Raw genomic sequence first — 15,634 nt, 5'->3', positions numbered from 1 at the left:
AGCCGTTCAGCGCAGGGCGCACCGGTTCGCCCGAGCAGATCCCTGCCACGGCGAAGCGAGTAAACGGGCTGGTCAGAGCGGATTCCCACGCCTGCGCGGCCGTTATCAAGAGTGGACATATTCGCAGAAAATGCGGACAACCTTTTTACTACTTTACATAATGTAGATTATCGGCGTTCTAGGAAAGGGAGTAGATAGGGCTGTTTAGAGCCACCCCGCCTCCAAGCGCCGGAGGAACCCGAAAGTTATAAACCTCGGCTTCGCCAGGTCAAAGGCCAGCGCTGTCAGCTTCGGTGGCCAACCTATCAAAGAACACATCGCCAAAGGGTGAGGAGCAACGGCCGCTTGTCGGAAAATTCAAGAAATGACCACGACTCAAGCGCTGCCGCGTAATGCTCAGTTGAACAACGTCTCATGGTCTCCATACGCAGAACCTACCGGGAGCCGGCACGCACAATCTCACCGGCCTGCCGCATCGGCAGAACGTAAGGAGTCGCCCGAAACTCTGCTCCTTACCTGCCGCATCCTGAGCCTGCCGGCGCAGCGACTGGCGTCCACCCGGGTGGAACTACAGTGAATTGTCGATCACATCGACGAGCTTGTTGACCGTCGGCACCGGTCGTTGGCTGCCCGTCGGCCGCGAGGCGGTGACCGCAGAAACGACCGGCTACTCCCCCACTGGAATCGAACGCCCCGTCACTCAACGCCACAGAATCAGCAGCTGCCGGCGCCCAACACACCGCACCAACAAGTGGTTGAGTCCAGGGCACCGCCGCACTTTTCGTTCCGAGTAGGTACTTGGAATGGCCTTTCCTCACCATGAATTTTTCGGGTACCGACTACTCGTGACGTTGGGCTTGACACGCTGATAGTTTGAGCGCCTTCACGCTTTTTGAAGCAGTGCCAGCCCGGGAGTCAACATGCCGCGCAGTACAGTCCACGCCACCACCTCGCCGGCAATCGAGCCGGACGCGCTCCGCGTCCGGATCCGCACTGGTATGAAGCCCGTATCTGAAAAAATACTCTTCAATTACGCTACAGTCGCGGCGATGAGCCGGACCGCTTATGAGGCAGCGCGCACTTGCTTGACGGATTTTTACAAGTACGGGCCGCCGGAAGTGCTTTACCGTTACGACATGCTGGCAGACGACATGGCCACTGAAGCTGCCCGGCTAGTCAACTGCTCGCCCGAGGAAATTACGTATTTGAAAAATACGAGCGAGGGCATCATGATCGCGAGCGAGGCGCTACCTCTAACGCGGGGCGACGAGGTGCTGGTCCTTGGCAATGAATATCCTGCCAACCTGCTGCCATGGCTGCGTAGGCGTCAAGACGGAATTGCGGTAAAGGTAATAGCGGGCCGCGACAATGAAGCCGCTTTCCTGCGTTTGCTCGAGAGCATCGGCCCCCACACCAAGGTTATAAGTATGTCCTCCGCCCAACGCTACGACGGATTTATGCCGACGCTGACCCTGCTCTCAGGAGTATGCCGTGACCTGGGAATCTTTCTAGTGATCGATGCTGTGCAGCACATTGGCGTGCGTACGATTGATTTAGCCAAGACGCCGGTGGACATACTAGTGTGCGGTGGCCAAAAGTATCTGCGCGCCGGAATGGGCATTGGCTTTATGTACGTCAATAGTACCGTTATGCCCGCCCTGCGCGACAGCCAGGCGGGTATCCGCAGCATGGAATATTTTGATGAGGATTCATATGTGCTAAAAAATACGGCCGCCCGCTTCCAAGATGGTACCCAAAACATTACGGGACTGGCTGCGCTCCACGCGGCGCTCCGGGAAATCAATACCATCGGCATGGAAGTCATCCAACAGAAGAATCTCCAGATTTTGGAGGCGATTAAGGCCATTCTGCGAGAACATGAGATTGAATTTATCGATCATGGTACGCGCCAGAGCAACATCATCTCGATGCGGACCGCAGATCCGGACGCATTATGCAATTTCTTGATGGAAAGGGGCATCTATATCAAGGCTATCCAAGACGTGGCTCGGGTGTCCTTCATCCATGAGTCCAGGCTTGAAGACGTCGAAATGCTGGCCCGGCATACCTGTGAATTCCTAAGCGGTGGCGGGTGGCGCCCGCAGAGCCGCTTGTAGATAATCAGGGCAGACTGGCCCGCGGCCACGTCGGTGAAAGGCCTAGGGCGTGTCTCCTAAATCGGGGGCGGGCCAGCTGGAATGCTTAAACGGTGTCGAGAACATCTGTTTTGAGTGATGATCAGTGGTCCCGGGTCGAGCCATTGCTGCCGAGTTCTGACGGGCGGCGTGGACGCCCGTTCCGGTACTCACGCGGCGGGCGCCCCGTGAACTTCGACGCCGCGACTTACAAAGGCCGCAACACTGTCGAGAGGTCCTTCAGCCTCTTCAAGCAGTGGCGGCATCGCCACCCGCTACGACAAACTCGCACTGACCTACCGAGCCGGTGTCGTCCTCTATTCCGTCGTCATCTGGCTACGCCAATAAGGAGACACGCCTAGGTACGTGTTTTAGACCGACGGGTGATGCTCGGTGAGGCTCGTTGGAAAAGTACCTGGTCCCGCGCCTACAGTCACGCCCCTCAAAGGGTCCTGACGAACCCTGGGCTAGTGGCGTTGGTTTCCCCTGCCGACCATTGGATTTTTGGCAAAATGATATCTGGATCTATGTTGTCCTTGTAACGGTGCGTGAACTCAAGCAGGTTGGCCATTTCTGCCTGAAGTCGGGCTTCCTTGTTGGCCTGGGTGACCTCGACGGCCTCATGCAACTCAACTTGGAGGTCGAGCTTGCAGGTCGGTTCCCGGCGAGGGTTGTCAAGGTAGTGAATCTTAGCCAAGGGATCGATATCTGCGAGTCTTTGGGCGATTTCGCGAATGCTGAGGCGGTGGGTGTAATTATGCACAATAGTATGTTCGCCGGGCTCAACGTCGAGGTTGGCTAACTTGATGAAGTTTTCGGCTGTATCGCTCAGGCTGATCAAGCCGGTCTTTTGGGTGCCGTCGCCATAAACTGTGAGAGGGTGACCGATGACCATCTGGCAGACGAAGCGGTTGAAAACGGTGCCAAAGACAGCATCATAATTGAACCGAGCCGCTAGGCCCCCGCACGCTTTAGAGTGATTTTCGGGAATCGTCGCCCCAAAAATTGTCGCCTGCTGGACGGTGATGACCTTCATGTCCCACATCTTGGAGCAGAGGTCATCAATGAGCAGATCGGCAATCTTTGACTGATGGTAAAAGTCGGTGGCCTGCATGGGAATTAGGCCCTGCAGGACCTTGTGCTGTTTGCCGTGATGCTCGAAGGTAAAGTCGTGCTTACCTAGCGGGACATAGTCGGTGTCAGTAGCCATGTAGCAACCGCCGGAACCAAGTTTGATGTAGTTGGTGGCTTTACTGATATGGGCGATGGCCCAAATAACGTTGAGGTGGCCGACGATATTGTTCGAGAACGTGGCGGCGGCGTTCTTAGCGCTGCTCATGGAGAAGGGTGCGGAGGGCTGCTGGGCAGCGTTAATGACAACAGCCGGCCGGTACTTGGCAATGACCTTCTCTACGGCCTTTGAGTCCAGGAGCTCGACTTTTTCAAACGACAGATTCCGTTTACCGAAGATCCGCTCGTATTCGGCGATGCGGGCTTTGGGGCTCTTGAGTGGCACAAGGACCTTTGCCCCAGCCTCTTTTTCCCAACGGCGTTTAACGAGGTTATCCACCAAGACCACATGCCGGTCAGTGCGGTTGGCCATAGCCAATCCCAGCGTCCAGCCCAGATATCCGTCACCGCCAAGTATCATGACCGTGTTGCTGTTCAACTCACTCTTGTTTAAGCCCATGTAAGACTGACTTTCTGTATTGACACGTTATATACAGATATGTGATACGAAATTTAGAGCAGCCATTGCCGGAAGTCAATGCTAACGACTGAAGGTGCACCTGCCGTCTCAGCCGTGCATCTTCGTCGCTCTCAAACCCACCGGTTCAGGGCTTATGGCTGGGGCATGAACCCGGCCTATCCTCCCCGCCTGGAGGGCCCCGCCGGCGGCTGACGAGGCAAAGATCCCCGTCGCAGACCCCGCCCCCGGATCCGCGGGAGATTACGGGCCGGAGCGGCGTCAACCGCGGCCACCACCCCGGAACGTTCCGCCGGCAGCCGAGGCACCGCCCGACGCACCGTCAAGCCAGTGAGGGCGGCGCGCCGACGATTGGCTTCCCACGCGCCAACCAAGGTAACGTTTGGGTAACCGGTCAGCGCACACGCCTCACGAAGCGCCCTAAACGTTTCTGCTTGTGCTACTGCCCCAGGTGGCAGCGCCTTCGCGTTCCGCAGACCGTGACCTTTCCGGGCAGGGTACCTCCCCAGGCGCCGCCCGTTCCGCACTCCCATGAAGAGGCTTTGTTTTCCATGCGCAGAAACAATCTGCTGGCCGCCGGCATGCTCACGGTCCTACTCGCCACCTCGGCGTGTGGCTCCGTGACCGGCGTCCCCAACTCATCCGCACAGTCTTCGGTTTCGGCTAACGCCGGGATTGAAGCCACCTCGACGCACGACAAATCGGCCGACGCGGTCGGTACCACTCAGCGCGCCGCGGCCGAAAAAGTACAGGCAGAAGCAGCTGCTGCTGCAGAGAAGGCCCAGACGGCCGAGAAGGCAAAGGAAGCCGAGGCAGCCGCTGCAGCCGCAGCTGACAAGAAAGCTGCAGAACCAAAGCCTTCCAGCGCTCCGGCGGCCGTTCCCGCACCCGCTGCAGCGCCTGCGGTGGTAGCCCCAGCTCCGAAGCCCGCACCGGCGCCCGTCGTACCGGCGTCGTCTTCTGAGCGAATTGTCACCACCGCGTACACAACGGCGTACACGTGGCACGACAACACGCCGGCCGGCTCCGCTATCATCAGCCACCCGATTCTGCACAAGACAGCCGGCGGAACCGGCACCTACGCGGACCCGATCACCATCGCCGTGGGCCACTCCAAGGCCACCGGCCAGTCCGTGCTCGACTTCCCGGCCGGCACCCGGATCTACCTGCCCAGCGTGCGCCGCTACTTTATTGTCGAGGACACCTGCGGCGACGGCAACGATCCCCAGAACGGCCCCTGCCACCAGGGCGTCAACGCGAACGGAACCAACTCCACCATCTGGATCGACCTGTGGATCGGCGGCGAAAGCATGAGTGCCAGCGGCGCCAACGAGTGCGCCTCCAAGGTCACGGACGTCCACACCGCCGTCTTCGACCCGGCGAGCAACTATGCAGTGGCGCCGGGCGCAGGCGTGATTCATGACGGCATTTGCGATGCCGGCTATGGCAACACCCTTGTCAAGCAGTAGCTAGAAGAGGCAGGCACCGGAGACAACCGGAAGCCACGCGGGGGTCGGCGAATTTTCGCCGGCCCCCGTTTGTCATGTGACGGGACCGCAAGCTGGCACGGAATCGGTATTGAACGCTTTTCACGCAGACCCGGCCATTGTCTTATCGCCGGTGCTCGCCAAGAATGAACCAATGACGGTCTACCTGCGTTCACTGGAAACTGCTGTCCCGCCCACTGTGCTGATCCAGGCCGAAGCGCGGGACGTTTTCGCAGCTCAGCCCGGCCTGACCAGGCTGGGCTCGCGCCTGGTGAACACGTGCTTCGATTCAGCAGCCATCGACACGCGGCACACAGCGGTGGAAGAAATGACCATGGCTTTCCGCTCGGACGATCCGCAATTCTTTGATCCGGCCACGGGTCTTCTGCTGAATCCGTCCACCAAGGTTCGTAATGAGATCTTCGCCGAACAGGCCACTGCCCTCTTCATTGAGTCCGCCCGGGCCGCTGTGGACGCCTGCCCGGACCTCACTTTACTTGACATAACTCACGTGATCACCGTGTCATGCACCGGTTTCTTCAATCCCGGCCCGGACTACAAGATTGTCCGTGCGCTGGGGCTGGACCCCGCCGTCCAGCGGTACCACCTCGGGTTTATGGGCTGCTACGCGGCCTTCCCGGCGTTGCGGGCGGCCAAGTCGTTCTGCGAGGCAGATCCGCAGGCTGTTGTGCTGGTGGTTTGTGCTGAGCTCTGTTCCCTGCACGTCCGGACATCCAACGATCCGGATACCATTATGGGCTCCGCGCTGTTTGCCGACGGCGCGGCAGCCGCCATCGTCACCGCCCGAAACGCTCCGGATGCGCTGGCCCTACTTCAGTTGGACCACTTCGAAACCGTACTCACTCCGGTGGGCGAGGAATCAATGGCGTGGAACATCGGTGATCATGGCTTTGAGATGGTCCTGGGCAACTACGTGCCGCACATCATCGATGACCACATCATCGGCGCCCTCGAACCCCTCCTGTCCCGCGATGACTCGCTGCTCGGTCTCCGCTACCGGGATATTCGCCACTGGGCCATTCACCCCGGCGGCCGGAGCATCCTGGACAAGGTCCAAACGCGGCTTGAACTCACGGACAAGCAGTTGGTCCCCGCCCGGGAAACGCTGCGAAGGTTCGGCAACATGAGCAGTGCCACCGTACTGTTCGTCCTCAAGCACATCCTGGAGCAGCCGCCCGTGGAAGGCGATGAACGCATCTGCTCCATGGCATTCGGCCCCGGACTCACCGTGGAAACAGGGCTCTTCACCAAACTTCGCCAGGCCGCCGCGCCGGAGACCGCTGTCGAGCCAAGTAAAGCCCGCCCCGAGGAGCGGATCCAGGAGCGGGCGGCCGCCACTTCACGGGCTTGAGCTGATTTTGCTCTTACGGCGGCGGGCTGTGGATGCAGCGGAACTCATGGACGCGCCCGACTGCGATCCCGCGAAACTGGAATTGACCTACCGGCAGTTCGGTCTAGTCAACCGCCTCTTTTCCGGCTGGAGGCTGCTCTACGTCCAGGAACTGCGGCCCCTTCTTTCCCCCAGTACCGTCACCACCGTCCTGGACATCGGCAGCGGCGGAGGCGACCTGGCACGGCTCCTCGAGCAGTGGTCCCAACGCGACAAGCTGAAGCTCGACGTTACCGGCATCGACCCGGACAGCCGCGCCCACAGCTTCGCAGCCAGCCGCCCGCACACCCCAAACGTCAGGTTCGTGCAGGCGGGCAGCGGCGAGCTGGTCCACGAAGGGGGACGATTCGACGTCGTGATTTCCAACCACGTCATCCATCACCTGCAGCCGCCCGACCTGGCACAGTTGCTCGCAGACTCTCGGGTCCTGGCAAGGCGGCTTTGCCTTCACAACGACCTGCGCCGAAACACGGCGGCCTACGTCCTGTTCTCAGTCGCGGCACTCCCGTTCCGCGGGTCGTTCATCCGCGCCGACGGCCTGGTTTCCATCCGTCGCAGCTACACACCGGTTGAACTTGCGGCCGCTGCTCCCCCGGGCTGGCGCGTCCGGCGGCACCCGCCCTTCCACCAGGTCCTCGTCCATCGTCCGGGCCATCCCCATGACTGACGTGGTCATTGTGGGCGGCGGCCCGGTTGGCCTGTACCTCGCTGCCCTGCTTCTCCAGGAAGGGGTGAAGGTCCGTGTCCTGGAACAGCGGCTACGGCGTGAACAGCATTCCCGTGCCATCGGCATCCACCCGCCTGCCCTTTCAGCCCTGGCCAAAGTGGGCGTGGCCAGCTCCATGGTGCGTGCCGGCGTGCCGATCCTTGGTGGAACGGCCCTGAGCCGGGGCAGGACCGTCGGGTCGATGTCCTTCGCCACCGTGTCGGGCCGCTTTCCGTTTGTGCTGTCCCTCCCCCAGTTCACGACGGAATCCTTGCTTGAACGGCGGGTTCACGACCTCGACGCGTCCGCTCTGACCCGGGGAGCCCGGGTTTCTGGTGTAACGGACGACGGCGGCCTGGTCACCGTGGCGGTTGCGGCGCCGGAGGAAGCCGGTGGCGGCAGCATCACCGGACGCCTCCTCGTCGCCGCTGACGGGGCCCGGTCATCGGTACGCAGCATGCTGAACGTCCCGGTGAACACGAAAACCTATCCAGACCACTACGTCATGGGCGATTTTGCGGCAGACGGAAATCACGAGCAGCAAGCTGTCCTGTACTTGGAAGCCGAGGGGATAGTGGAGTCCTTTCCCCTTCCCGGTGGCCTTCGCCGCTGGGTAGTCCGCACGGAGCGCCCGGCCTTGAATATGGACGCCGGCGCTCTGTCCCGGCTGGTTCAGGACCGCACCGGGGTCCGGCCTGATCCGGCGACGAACACCATGGTGAGCGCCTTCAGCCCGCGGTCGTCGGTGGCGTGCAGACTGGTGGAGGGTCGGGCCGTGCTCGTCGGCGACGCAGCGCACGAAATCAGCCCCATTGGCGGCCAGGGCATGAACCTTGGCTGGCTTGACGCGGCGGAGTTGGCGACGATTATCTGTGCGGCCCTGGCAGGCAGGCCCGTCGGCAGTGACCTCCACGATTATGTCTCCCGAAGGCGGAAGACGGCGCGCCGTGCACGCTGGCAAGCGGGGGTGAACATGTCCTTGGGCCGGCCTGTGGCGCTGCCGCTTATGGGCCTCCGGAATCTGGCCTTCGGCACGGTGGCAGGATTTCCGTCAGCGAACAGGCTGATGGCCCGGCGGTTCACCATGCAATGACTGCCAGGGCAGCCCTGCTTCGGTCAGGAATTCAGGAAGTAGCAGTCGTAACTGTCTTGGCTGACGATCTGCCCCTGGCGGACTTCAAAAACTGACGAGGTGCGCGCGCGGATGGTGTCGCCGGCGTCCCAATATTTCAGATCCATCAGGACGGTCGCCGACCAGTCCGCTTCCAAAACAACGCGGCCGCCCTGGCAGGTAGTTCGCCGGATCTCAAACTTCTGGTTGGCTACCACCTCGCTGCTTTGGTCGGCGCCTGCAAGCACCTGCGCCAAAGTACGGGTGGACCCTTCCGGTGCAAGCAGATGCGGCGCCTCAAGCAGGCGAAAATTCGCAGCGAGGAAGGGCCGGATGGCCGCGCCGCCGCCTCCGGCCTCAAGGGTCCGGACAAAATCGAGGACGCATTCCAGTGCTTCGGGTTCCAGCGGAGTCAGGTCTGCCATGGCTTCGACACTAGCCGACCGGGCCCCCGTCATCAGTCTCCTGCCGGTTAGGCTTTCCCCATGATTGCTGTCTCACCGCCCACTCCCTTCACGCCTGCGCAAATCCGTGAGCGGGTCGAGCAGATCCTGACAGCAGGTGCTTTGCCGCCCATCGTCCAGGCCGGGCATCCCGTGCTGCGCCAGCATGCCGCCGCCTTCGACGGCCAGATCAGCGACACCGAGCTCCGACAGCTGATACTTCTCATGCAAAACGTCATGCATGAGGCGCCAGGCGTAGGACTCGCTGCGCCCCAGATTGGGATTCCGCTCCAACTGGCGGTCCTCGAGGACCAGTTCGACGTCGACCCGGAGTCGGCTGCTATGCGGCACCGCAAGCCGCTGGACTTCCTGGCTATCCTCAACCCGCGTTATGCGCCCTTGGGCACGGAAACGGCGGCCTTTTTTGAGGGATGCCTCTCGCTCAGCGGCCTGCAAGCCGTGGTGGTGCGCCACAAACGGGTGCTGCTCCAGTTTGAAGCTCCTGACGGCAGGGGGACGGAGCAGGAATTCGAGGGCTGGCAGGCAAGGATCGTCCAACACGAAACAGATCATGTGCAGGGCACGCTCTACGTGGACCTCGCCGAGATGAGGTCCTTGAGCAGTAACGCCGAGTATGCCGCCAACTGGGCCGAGCCGGGCATTGGGAAGGCCCGCGCCGGCTTGGGATTCCTGCCCTAGTATCCCCGAATGCTGAGCCGGTTTTACCCGTTCGGAACCTCGGCAGGATTCGCGGGTGTCGGGAGGAACCGCGCCCACCAGCGAAGGATGTGCTCGAACCGCTGCCGCCGGTGCCGCGCCTCATCGGGCGACGGCCACGCACCGTGTTTCAACCGCCCTAAGATGGTGGCTATGCCGTCCTCCCCTGCCCCACCGCTGCGCTGCCCGCTGTGCGGGCGCCAGTTGACGCTCCACACTCTCACTGGCGAAGGGTCCCGTCCGTCGGTGGTGTGCGGAGCAGGCCACAGCTTTGACGCCGCACGCCAGGGTTACTACAACCTCCTGGTGGGCAAGGGCACAGTGTTCGAAGCAGACTCCGCGGACATGGTGGCAGCCCGTTTCAACTTCCTGGACGCCGGACATTACCGACCCCTGGCAGACGCGGTCTCCGACGCTGTCCTCGCCCGGGTGCGTCCCGGAACCCCGTTCACTGTCCTCGATTCGGGAACCGGGACGGGCCACTACCTCCGGGTAGTGCTCGACGCCGTCAGGGGGGTCAGCGACGACGTCACCGCCATCGCGCTCGACATTTCCAAATTCGCTCTGCGGCGCGCCGCGCGCCTTAACCCGGAAGCCTTCAACCTCGCGTGCGACGTGTGGCAGCCCCTTCCCGTGGCGGAGGCCGCCGTCGACGTCGTGACGGTCATCTTCGCACCCCGCAACGCCGCCGAATTCGCCCGCGTTCTACATCATGATGGCCGGTTGGTGGTGGTGACACCGCGTCCCGGCCATCTGGCCTCGCTGGCCGCCAAAGCCGGGATGCTGGCCATCGAAGACCAAAAGGATGCCCGGCTGGCAGAGTCCCTCGCCGGGTTCTTCGTGCAGGAATCAACCCGCGACGTTGATATCCGGCTGATGCTGACCCCGAGGGAGAGGGCTGACCTGGCGTTCATGGGTCCGGCCGGGCATCACCTGGATCGCGACGCTCTTGCCGCCAAACTGGACACCCCGGAAACGGCCTCCGAAGTTGAGGCCCTGTTCAGGATCACCGTCTTCCGACCCGGAGGGCGCCCTGGGTAACGACTTGGCCACGTTCCCGTCAGCCCTTCCTGGCCACCTGCCGTGCCGCGAGAGGGCGGACTAGGATAAATAGACAGCTACCGGATGGTCAAGGGGGACGGGATGTTTCAATGGCTCGGTGAAAATTGGTGGGCCCTGTGGCTCACGGCTTTCCTAGCGTTCGCGGTCATCGAGATGATCACCCTTGACCTATTCTTCATCATGCTTGGCGGCGGAACGCTCGCTGCCATCGTCGCGGATTTTGCCGGCGCAGACCTGTGGCTCCAGATAGTGGCCTTCTGTGTAGTGTCCCTGCTGATGATCGCTTTCGTCCGCCCGGTCGCCCTCAGCCACCTCAAAAAGGGCCCCGCCGAACAGCGGACCAACGTGGACCGGCTAATCGGCGAGCAAGCCCTTGTGATGGAAGCAGTCAGTTCCACCGGCGGCTTGGTCAAAATCGGCGGCGACATGTGGAGCGCCCGCTCCGCCGGCGTTGTACTGCCAGCCGGCCAAAAGGCCGTTGTCTCGGCCATCGATGGCGCCACGGCAGTTGTATCCGCACCGCATGAGCAAACAGACCCGTCGTAGTTGCAGCCTCACCAACAGTGTTTGATACAGCCCAATAACTGGGGATAGGGAGATGTATGGATAACGCAGGAGGAGTCGCCTTAGCCATTGTGCTGGCGGTCCTGATCGTGTTCGTGATAATTGTTCTGGTTCGTTCGGTGCGGATCATTCCGCAGGCGAGGGCCGGCGTCGTTGAACGCCTTGGTAAATACCAGCGCACCCTCAACCCGGGACTCACCATTCTGATTCCTTTTGTGGACCGGCTCCTGCCGCTCCTCGATCTCAGGGAACAGGTGGTCTCCTTCCCGCCGCAGCCGGTTATCACGGAAGATAACCTGGTGGTCTCCATCGACACGGTGGTCTACTTCCAGGTCACCGATCCGCGTGCGGCCACCTACGAAATCGCCAACTACATCCAGGCAGTGGAACAGCTGACCACCACCACTCTGCGAAACGTCGTTGGTGGATTGAACCTCGAAGAGGCCCTTACCTCCCGCGACCAGATCAACGGTCAGCTGCGCGGCGTCCTGGACGAGGCCACCGGCCGTTGGGGAATCCGCGTATCGCGCGTCGAGCTGAAGGCGATCGATCCGCCCCACTCGATCCAGGACTCCATGGAGAAGCAGATGCGGGCCGAACGCGACCGCCGCGCTGCGATTCTCACTGCGGAAGGCACCAAGCAGTCAGCCATCCTGACGGCCGAGGGCCAGCGGCAGGCGTCTATCCTCGCAGCCGAAGGTGACGCCAAGGCTGCCATTCTCCGTGCCGACGGCGAGGCGCAGGCCATCCAAAAGGTCTTCGACGCCATCCACAAGGGGAACCCCGACCAGAAGCTGCTCGCCTACCAGTACCTGCAGACGCTTCCCAAGCTGGCGGAAGGGTCTTCCAACAAGCTGTGGATCATTCCCAGTGAAGTCGGGGAGGCGCTGAAGGGCATTGGCAACGCGCTCGGGGGTACCAATCCTGACCCGCGCTCCGGCAGCGGACTCTTCGACGAGGAACCCGCCAAACAGCCCTGAGCCTGACTCAGGACTTTACTGGCAACGGCCGTGCCGCCATTGGCGGTGCGGCCGTTGCCGTTGTTACCCAGCCCCGGGCTACGTTTGGTGGCAGGGCCGCCTACCGGTATAATTGAGTGTTTGTCCGGTAGGACCAGATCCGCTGGAACAAGAATGCTTCGCAATGCGTTGAATCTATTGATGCAACACAGTGCACACAGTAGTCCGGTGTGATTACATCGCATCGGCTTGCGTGGGGCCTTGCTCCGCGAACCGACCAGAGGGAGAAAACATGAGCGATCGCAGCCTGCGGGGTATGCGCCTTGGCGCACAGAGCATGGAGACCGAGTCCGGTGTCGAGCCGGCTCCGCGTCAGCGTGTCGAATACCGGTGCGCGGACGGCGAGCAGGTTTTTGTCACGTTCTCTTCAGAGGCTGAAATTCCTCCTGTGTGGGTATCCAAGACCGGCAAGGAAGCGCTCTTGGTAGACGGCGAACGTCCCGATACCAGCAACGAGAAAGCTGTCCGCACTCACTGGGACATGCTCCTGGAGCGGCGTTCCCTCCCGGAGCTCGAGCAGATTCTTGAGGACCGGCTGACCATCCTGCGCGAACGCCGCGGTGAACGGCGCAGCGCCTGACCCACTGGCGGTCCCAGCCTCGTTGACGAGGCACACTGAGTAGTTGAAAGTTGAAAGGGCCGGCCCGGCGACGTGATGAAACGTCACCGGGCCGGCCCTTTCGTTACCGCCAGAGTGCGTGCAGGCGCGGACTGCGGGCCGTGCGAGCGGACGTGCTGCTAGCTCTGCGCCGGTTCCTTTTTGCCCCTGAGCTTATTCCAGCGTGCCTGCAGGCCCCACCGGGTCACGTTGATCATGGCTTCAACCACAATGTTGCCGCTCATTTTGGAGGCGCCCAGTTCCCGTTCGACGAACGTGATAGGTCGCTCCTCGATTCTGAGGCCCATTTTTGCAACCCGCCATGCCAGGTCAACCTGGAAGCCATAACCCACCGAATCGACCTGGTCGAGGTTGAGCCTTTCCAAGGTGGACCTCCGGAAGGCACGGTAACCACCGGTAACGTCCTTGATCTTCAGTCCCAGCATCAGCCGTGCGTAGGTGCTGCCAACGCGTGAAATCGCCTGCCGGTACAGCGGCCAGTTCACCACGCTGCCACCCGGGACCCAGCGGGAACCCATGGCCAGGTCGGCGCCCTGTTCAACGGCTTCCAGCAGTTGGGGCAGCTGTTCAGGCTGGTGGGAGCCGTCGGCATCCATTTCCACCAGGACCTCGTAGCCGGCCTCGAGGCCCCATTTGAAGCCGGCGATGTAGGCAGCGCCGAGGCCTTCCTTGCCCTTGCGGTGCAGAACGTGGACCTGCGCGTCTTCGGCTGCAATGCTGTCCGCCAGTTGCCCGGTGCCGTCCGGGCTGTTGTCATCCACCACCAGAACGTCCGAGGCGGGTACGGCTGCCCGCAGGCGCTGGAGGGTCTTGGGCAGCGATTCCAGCTCGTTGTAGGTCGGAATAATGGTAAGGACGCGCACAAAGGGCCTTCCTGGACGGGAGCGGTCGGAGCGCCTGATCATCAGCTGATTCGCTGGCTGGCAGGCGCAACTACCCATTATAGGGCGCTGACCTGCGCATCGGATCAGGAACGCAGCGCCGCACTGGAAAAGAGTTCCTGGCCGTCCCTGACGGTCTGCAGGCAAACCGGGTCGGTGCCAGTGTCCAGCGCCGGAAGCAAGGGGGTGCGTGCGCGCGGATCCGTACTCCAGGACTGCACCCGGCCATCCGCCACCTGGACCATCAGTTCCTCCACGTCCCAGACGGCGAAACTGGCCGGGGCGCCGGGAACCAGCTGGCCAGCCATCGGATTGTGGTACTTGGCTGCACGCCAACCGGCCCGGGTGTGGCCGAGGAACGCGGCGCGTGCCGAGATCCGTTGGTCGTGATTGTGGTGTTCCAGGCAGGCCCGCACACTGGACCAGGGCCGCAGCGGCGTCACCGGGCTGTCGCTGCCGAAGCAGATGGGAACGCCGGCCGAATAGTACGAGGCGAACGCGTTCATGGACCGGCTCCGGTCACCGAGTCGCTGCTGGTACATGCCACCGTCGTTCCCCCATGCCGCGTCGAAGCGGGGCTGGGCGCTGACCGTAACGGAGTACCGGGCAAGCTGTTGCACGGCGCCGGCGTCCGCCAATTCCACGTGCTCGAAACGGTGGCCGGCAGCACGGATCCGTTGCTCCCCCACTTCAGCGGCGGCCAGCTCCAGGGCCTCCAGCGCGGCGTCGAGGCCGGCGTCACCGATGACGTGGAAGCCGCCTTGAATGCCCAGGAGGGAACAGGCGGCCAGATGGGCGCCGGCCTGCGCGGCCGTAACGTACAGGCTGCCCCGCTCCCCCGGCGCGTCTGTGTAGCCGTCCCGCAAGGCCGCAGTCCGGGAACCAAGGGAACCGTCAATGTTCAGATCCCCGGCGAGACCGCGCACGGGGACGCCGAGTCCATCCAGCAGTTGCTTGGCGTGTTCTTCCGAGGTGGCCAGTTCGCCCCAGTAGGGAAGCACTTCCGGCACGGCCCGCCCGGCAGTGTCAGTGTTCCATGCGGTGGCGAGCCGAAGATCGGCTACTCCACTGATGTGGGGCGCCGCCATCTCCGCCACGGCCACGTAGCCGTTCGCGGCCGCTTCCTTGAGGGCACGCTGCTGGTATCCGCGGAGGCTGGACTCGGGAAGACGCCGCGCTGCCTGGCGTGCCGCAGTGTGCGCAGCCTGCAGGACCTGCGCGCCGGAGTTATAGCCGTCCAGGCCGGCAAGTCCGGCGTCGGCAACAAGGGAGGAGGAAACCAGGGCCGAATGCGCGTCCACCCGCGACAGGAAGACATGCCGGCCCCCGGCGGCCTGGTCAAGTTCATTGGCTGTGGGCAGGGCAGGATCCTCCCACACGGAATCGTCCCAGCCGTGACCCAGGACCGGGCCTTCGCCCCGGGAGGTAGCCACCGCGTCGAGGAGCTGCCGGGCGGACCGGACACCGCCGAGTTGCAGGGCATCCAATGCAATACCGGTCTCGGTGAGATGTACGTGCGAATCCACAAATCCCGGTGCCACGAGGGCCCCGCGAAGGTCAATGATTTCCATGGAGGAGTCGGCTATCGAGGACGCTGCCTGCTCGGATCCAACCCAGGCGACGGTGTCGCCGTCCACCACCATGGCGGTGGCCAGCGGATCCGCTGCAGAGTACACAGAGCCGTTGCGGTACAGGACCACCTTCCGTTCGGACGGGGCGGGCACGGTGGGACGTTCAGTCATAGGGGAAGGCTCCTGGGTGGGGGACGCAG

The 15,634-nt window shown here is 62.5% G+C and carries 14 protein-coding genes and 1 pseudogene; 11 read left to right on the top strand and 4 right to left on the bottom strand.

Annotated elements, in window-relative coordinates:
- The first annotated feature begins 920 nt into the window (after positions 1 to 920).
- Entirely contained in the window at positions 921 to 2,117 is a 1,197-nt protein-coding gene (locus AB4Y73_RS08470; protein WP_441870847.1) for an aminotransferase class V-fold PLP-dependent enzyme, read from the top strand.
- 215 nt (positions 2,118 to 2,332) lie between these two features.
- A pseudogene (locus tag AB4Y73_RS08465) lies at positions 2,333 to 2,483 on the top strand (IS5/IS1182 family transposase); the annotation flags it as partial.
- A 94-nt stretch (positions 2,484 to 2,577) separates the two neighbouring features.
- Here the strand turns inward: AB4Y73_RS08465 and AB4Y73_RS08460 are convergent.
- Positions 2,578 to 3,804, bottom strand: a complete 1,227-nt coding sequence (locus AB4Y73_RS08460; protein ID WP_441870844.1) for an NAD-dependent epimerase/dehydratase family protein — start codon at positions 3,802 to 3,804, stop codon at positions 2,578 to 2,580.
- Between the two features lie 590 nt (positions 3,805 to 4,394).
- Between AB4Y73_RS08460 and AB4Y73_RS08455 the strand changes: the two genes are divergently transcribed.
- From AB4Y73_RS08455 to AB4Y73_RS08440, 4 genes are all read left to right on the top strand, one after another.
- Positions 4,395 to 5,312 (top strand): hypothetical protein, encoded by a 918-nt coding sequence (locus AB4Y73_RS08455; protein ID WP_441870841.1) that lies wholly within the window; start codon positions 4,395 to 4,397, stop codon positions 5,310 to 5,312.
- Positions 5,313 to 5,484: 172 nt separating this feature from the next.
- Positions 5,485 to 6,702, top strand: a complete 1,218-nt coding sequence (locus AB4Y73_RS08450) for a type III polyketide synthase (RefSeq protein ID WP_441870838.1) — start codon at positions 5,485 to 5,487, stop codon at positions 6,700 to 6,702.
- 28 nt (positions 6,703 to 6,730) lie between these two features.
- The gene (locus AB4Y73_RS08445) at positions 6,731 to 7,408 is read left to right on the top strand and encodes a class I SAM-dependent methyltransferase (RefSeq protein ID WP_441870835.1); all 678 of its coding nucleotides are present in this window, start codon (positions 6,731 to 6,733) and stop codon (positions 7,406 to 7,408) included.
- Positions 7,401 to 8,540: an FAD-dependent oxidoreductase gene (locus AB4Y73_RS08440; RefSeq protein ID WP_441870832.1), complete on the top strand. Its 1,140-nt coding sequence runs from the start codon at positions 7,401 to 7,403 to the stop codon at positions 8,538 to 8,540. Before AB4Y73_RS08445 ends, AB4Y73_RS08440 begins: the two co-directional genes overlap by 8 nt.
- A 23-nt stretch (positions 8,541 to 8,563) precedes the next feature.
- On the opposite strand, the gene AB4Y73_RS08435 is transcribed toward AB4Y73_RS08440, so the two are convergent.
- A complete protein-coding gene (locus tag AB4Y73_RS08435) occupies positions 8,564 to 8,983 on the bottom strand; it encodes a nuclear transport factor 2 family protein (RefSeq protein WP_441870829.1) in 420 nt (139 codons plus the stop codon).
- 60 nt (positions 8,984 to 9,043) lie between these two features.
- On the opposite strand from AB4Y73_RS08435, the gene AB4Y73_RS08430 reads away from it, so the two are divergent.
- The 5 genes from AB4Y73_RS08430 (at position 9,044) to AB4Y73_RS08410 (ending at position 12,943) form a co-directional block, all read left to right on the top strand.
- Positions 9,044 to 9,700 carry a peptide deformylase gene (locus tag AB4Y73_RS08430; protein ID WP_441870826.1) on the top strand — a complete coding sequence of 219 codons (657 nt, stop codon included), beginning with the start codon at positions 9,044 to 9,046 and terminating at the stop codon, positions 9,698 to 9,700.
- Positions 9,701 to 9,871: 171 nt separating this feature from the next.
- Positions 9,872 to 10,759 (top strand): putative RNA methyltransferase, encoded by an 888-nt coding sequence (locus AB4Y73_RS08425; protein WP_441870823.1) that lies wholly within the window; start codon positions 9,872 to 9,874, stop codon positions 10,757 to 10,759.
- Between the two features lie 102 nt (positions 10,760 to 10,861).
- Entirely contained in the window at positions 10,862 to 11,326 is a 465-nt protein-coding gene (locus AB4Y73_RS08420) for an NfeD family protein (RefSeq protein ID WP_441870820.1), read from the top strand.
- 56 nt (positions 11,327 to 11,382) lie between these two features.
- Positions 11,383 to 12,324 (top strand): SPFH domain-containing protein, encoded by a 942-nt coding sequence (locus AB4Y73_RS08415; RefSeq protein WP_441870817.1) that lies wholly within the window; start codon positions 11,383 to 11,385, stop codon positions 12,322 to 12,324.
- 271 nt (positions 12,325 to 12,595) lie between these two features.
- Positions 12,596 to 12,943: an RNA polymerase-binding protein RbpA gene (locus AB4Y73_RS08410; protein WP_354216298.1), complete on the top strand. Its 348-nt coding sequence runs from the start codon at positions 12,596 to 12,598 to the stop codon at positions 12,941 to 12,943.
- 158 nt (positions 12,944 to 13,101) lie between these two features.
- On the opposite strand, the gene AB4Y73_RS08405 is transcribed toward AB4Y73_RS08410, so the two are convergent.
- Together AB4Y73_RS08405 and AB4Y73_RS08400 are read right to left on the bottom strand one after the other, a co-directional pair.
- Entirely contained in the window at positions 13,102 to 13,845 is a 744-nt protein-coding gene (locus AB4Y73_RS08405; protein ID WP_441870813.1) for a polyprenol monophosphomannose synthase, read from the bottom strand.
- A 104-nt stretch (positions 13,846 to 13,949) separates the two neighbouring features.
- Complete coding sequence (locus AB4Y73_RS08400; protein ID WP_441870810.1) at positions 13,950 to 15,605, bottom strand: amidohydrolase; 1,656 nt, start codon at positions 15,603 to 15,605, stop codon at positions 13,950 to 13,952.
- Positions 15,606 to 15,634 lie beyond the last annotated feature (29 nt).

It is taken from the genome of Pseudarthrobacter sp. TAF60_1 (assembly GCF_052113505.1).
In the GTDB taxonomy this organism is placed as follows: Bacteria; Actinomycetota; Actinomycetes; order Actinomycetales; family Micrococcaceae; genus Arthrobacter.
The sequence above is the reverse complement of the archived record's forward strand: the minus strand, read 5'-3'. Positions and strand labels throughout refer to the sequence as shown.

Bases quoted from the DNA above. Each gene is read 5' to 3' on its own strand.
- AB4Y73_RS08470 (WP_441870847.1), top strand. From the start codon at position 921: ATGCCGCGCAGTACAGTCCACGCCACCACCTCGCCGGCAATCGAGCCG.
- AB4Y73_RS08415 (WP_441870817.1), top strand. From the start codon at position 11,383: ATGGATAACGCAGGAGGAGTCGCCTTAGCCATTGTGCTGGCGGTCCTG.
- AB4Y73_RS08410 (WP_354216298.1), top strand. From the start codon at position 12,596: ATGAGCGATCGCAGCCTGCGGGGTATGCGCCTTGGCGCACAGAGCATG.
- AB4Y73_RS08425 (WP_441870823.1), top strand. From the start codon at position 9,872: ATGCCGTCCTCCCCTGCCCCACCGCTGCGCTGCCCGCTGTGCGGGCGC.
- AB4Y73_RS08440 (WP_441870832.1), top strand. From the start codon at position 7,401: ATGACTGACGTGGTCATTGTGGGCGGCGGCCCGGTTGGCCTGTACCTC.
- AB4Y73_RS08400 (WP_441870810.1), bottom strand. From the start codon at position 15,605: ATGACTGAACGTCCCACCGTGCCCGCCCCGTCCGAACGGAAGGTGGTC.
- AB4Y73_RS08435 (WP_441870829.1), bottom strand. From the start codon at position 8,983: ATGGCAGACCTGACTCCGCTGGAACCCGAAGCACTGGAATGCGTCCTC.
- AB4Y73_RS08420 (WP_441870820.1), top strand. From the start codon at position 10,862: ATGTTTCAATGGCTCGGTGAAAATTGGTGGGCCCTGTGGCTCACGGCT.
- AB4Y73_RS08455 (WP_441870841.1), top strand. From the start codon at position 4,395: ATGCGCAGAAACAATCTGCTGGCCGCCGGCATGCTCACGGTCCTACTC.
- AB4Y73_RS08450 (WP_441870838.1), top strand. From the start codon at position 5,485: ATGACGGTCTACCTGCGTTCACTGGAAACTGCTGTCCCGCCCACTGTG.
- AB4Y73_RS08430 (WP_441870826.1), top strand. From the start codon at position 9,044: ATGATTGCTGTCTCACCGCCCACTCCCTTCACGCCTGCGCAAATCCGT.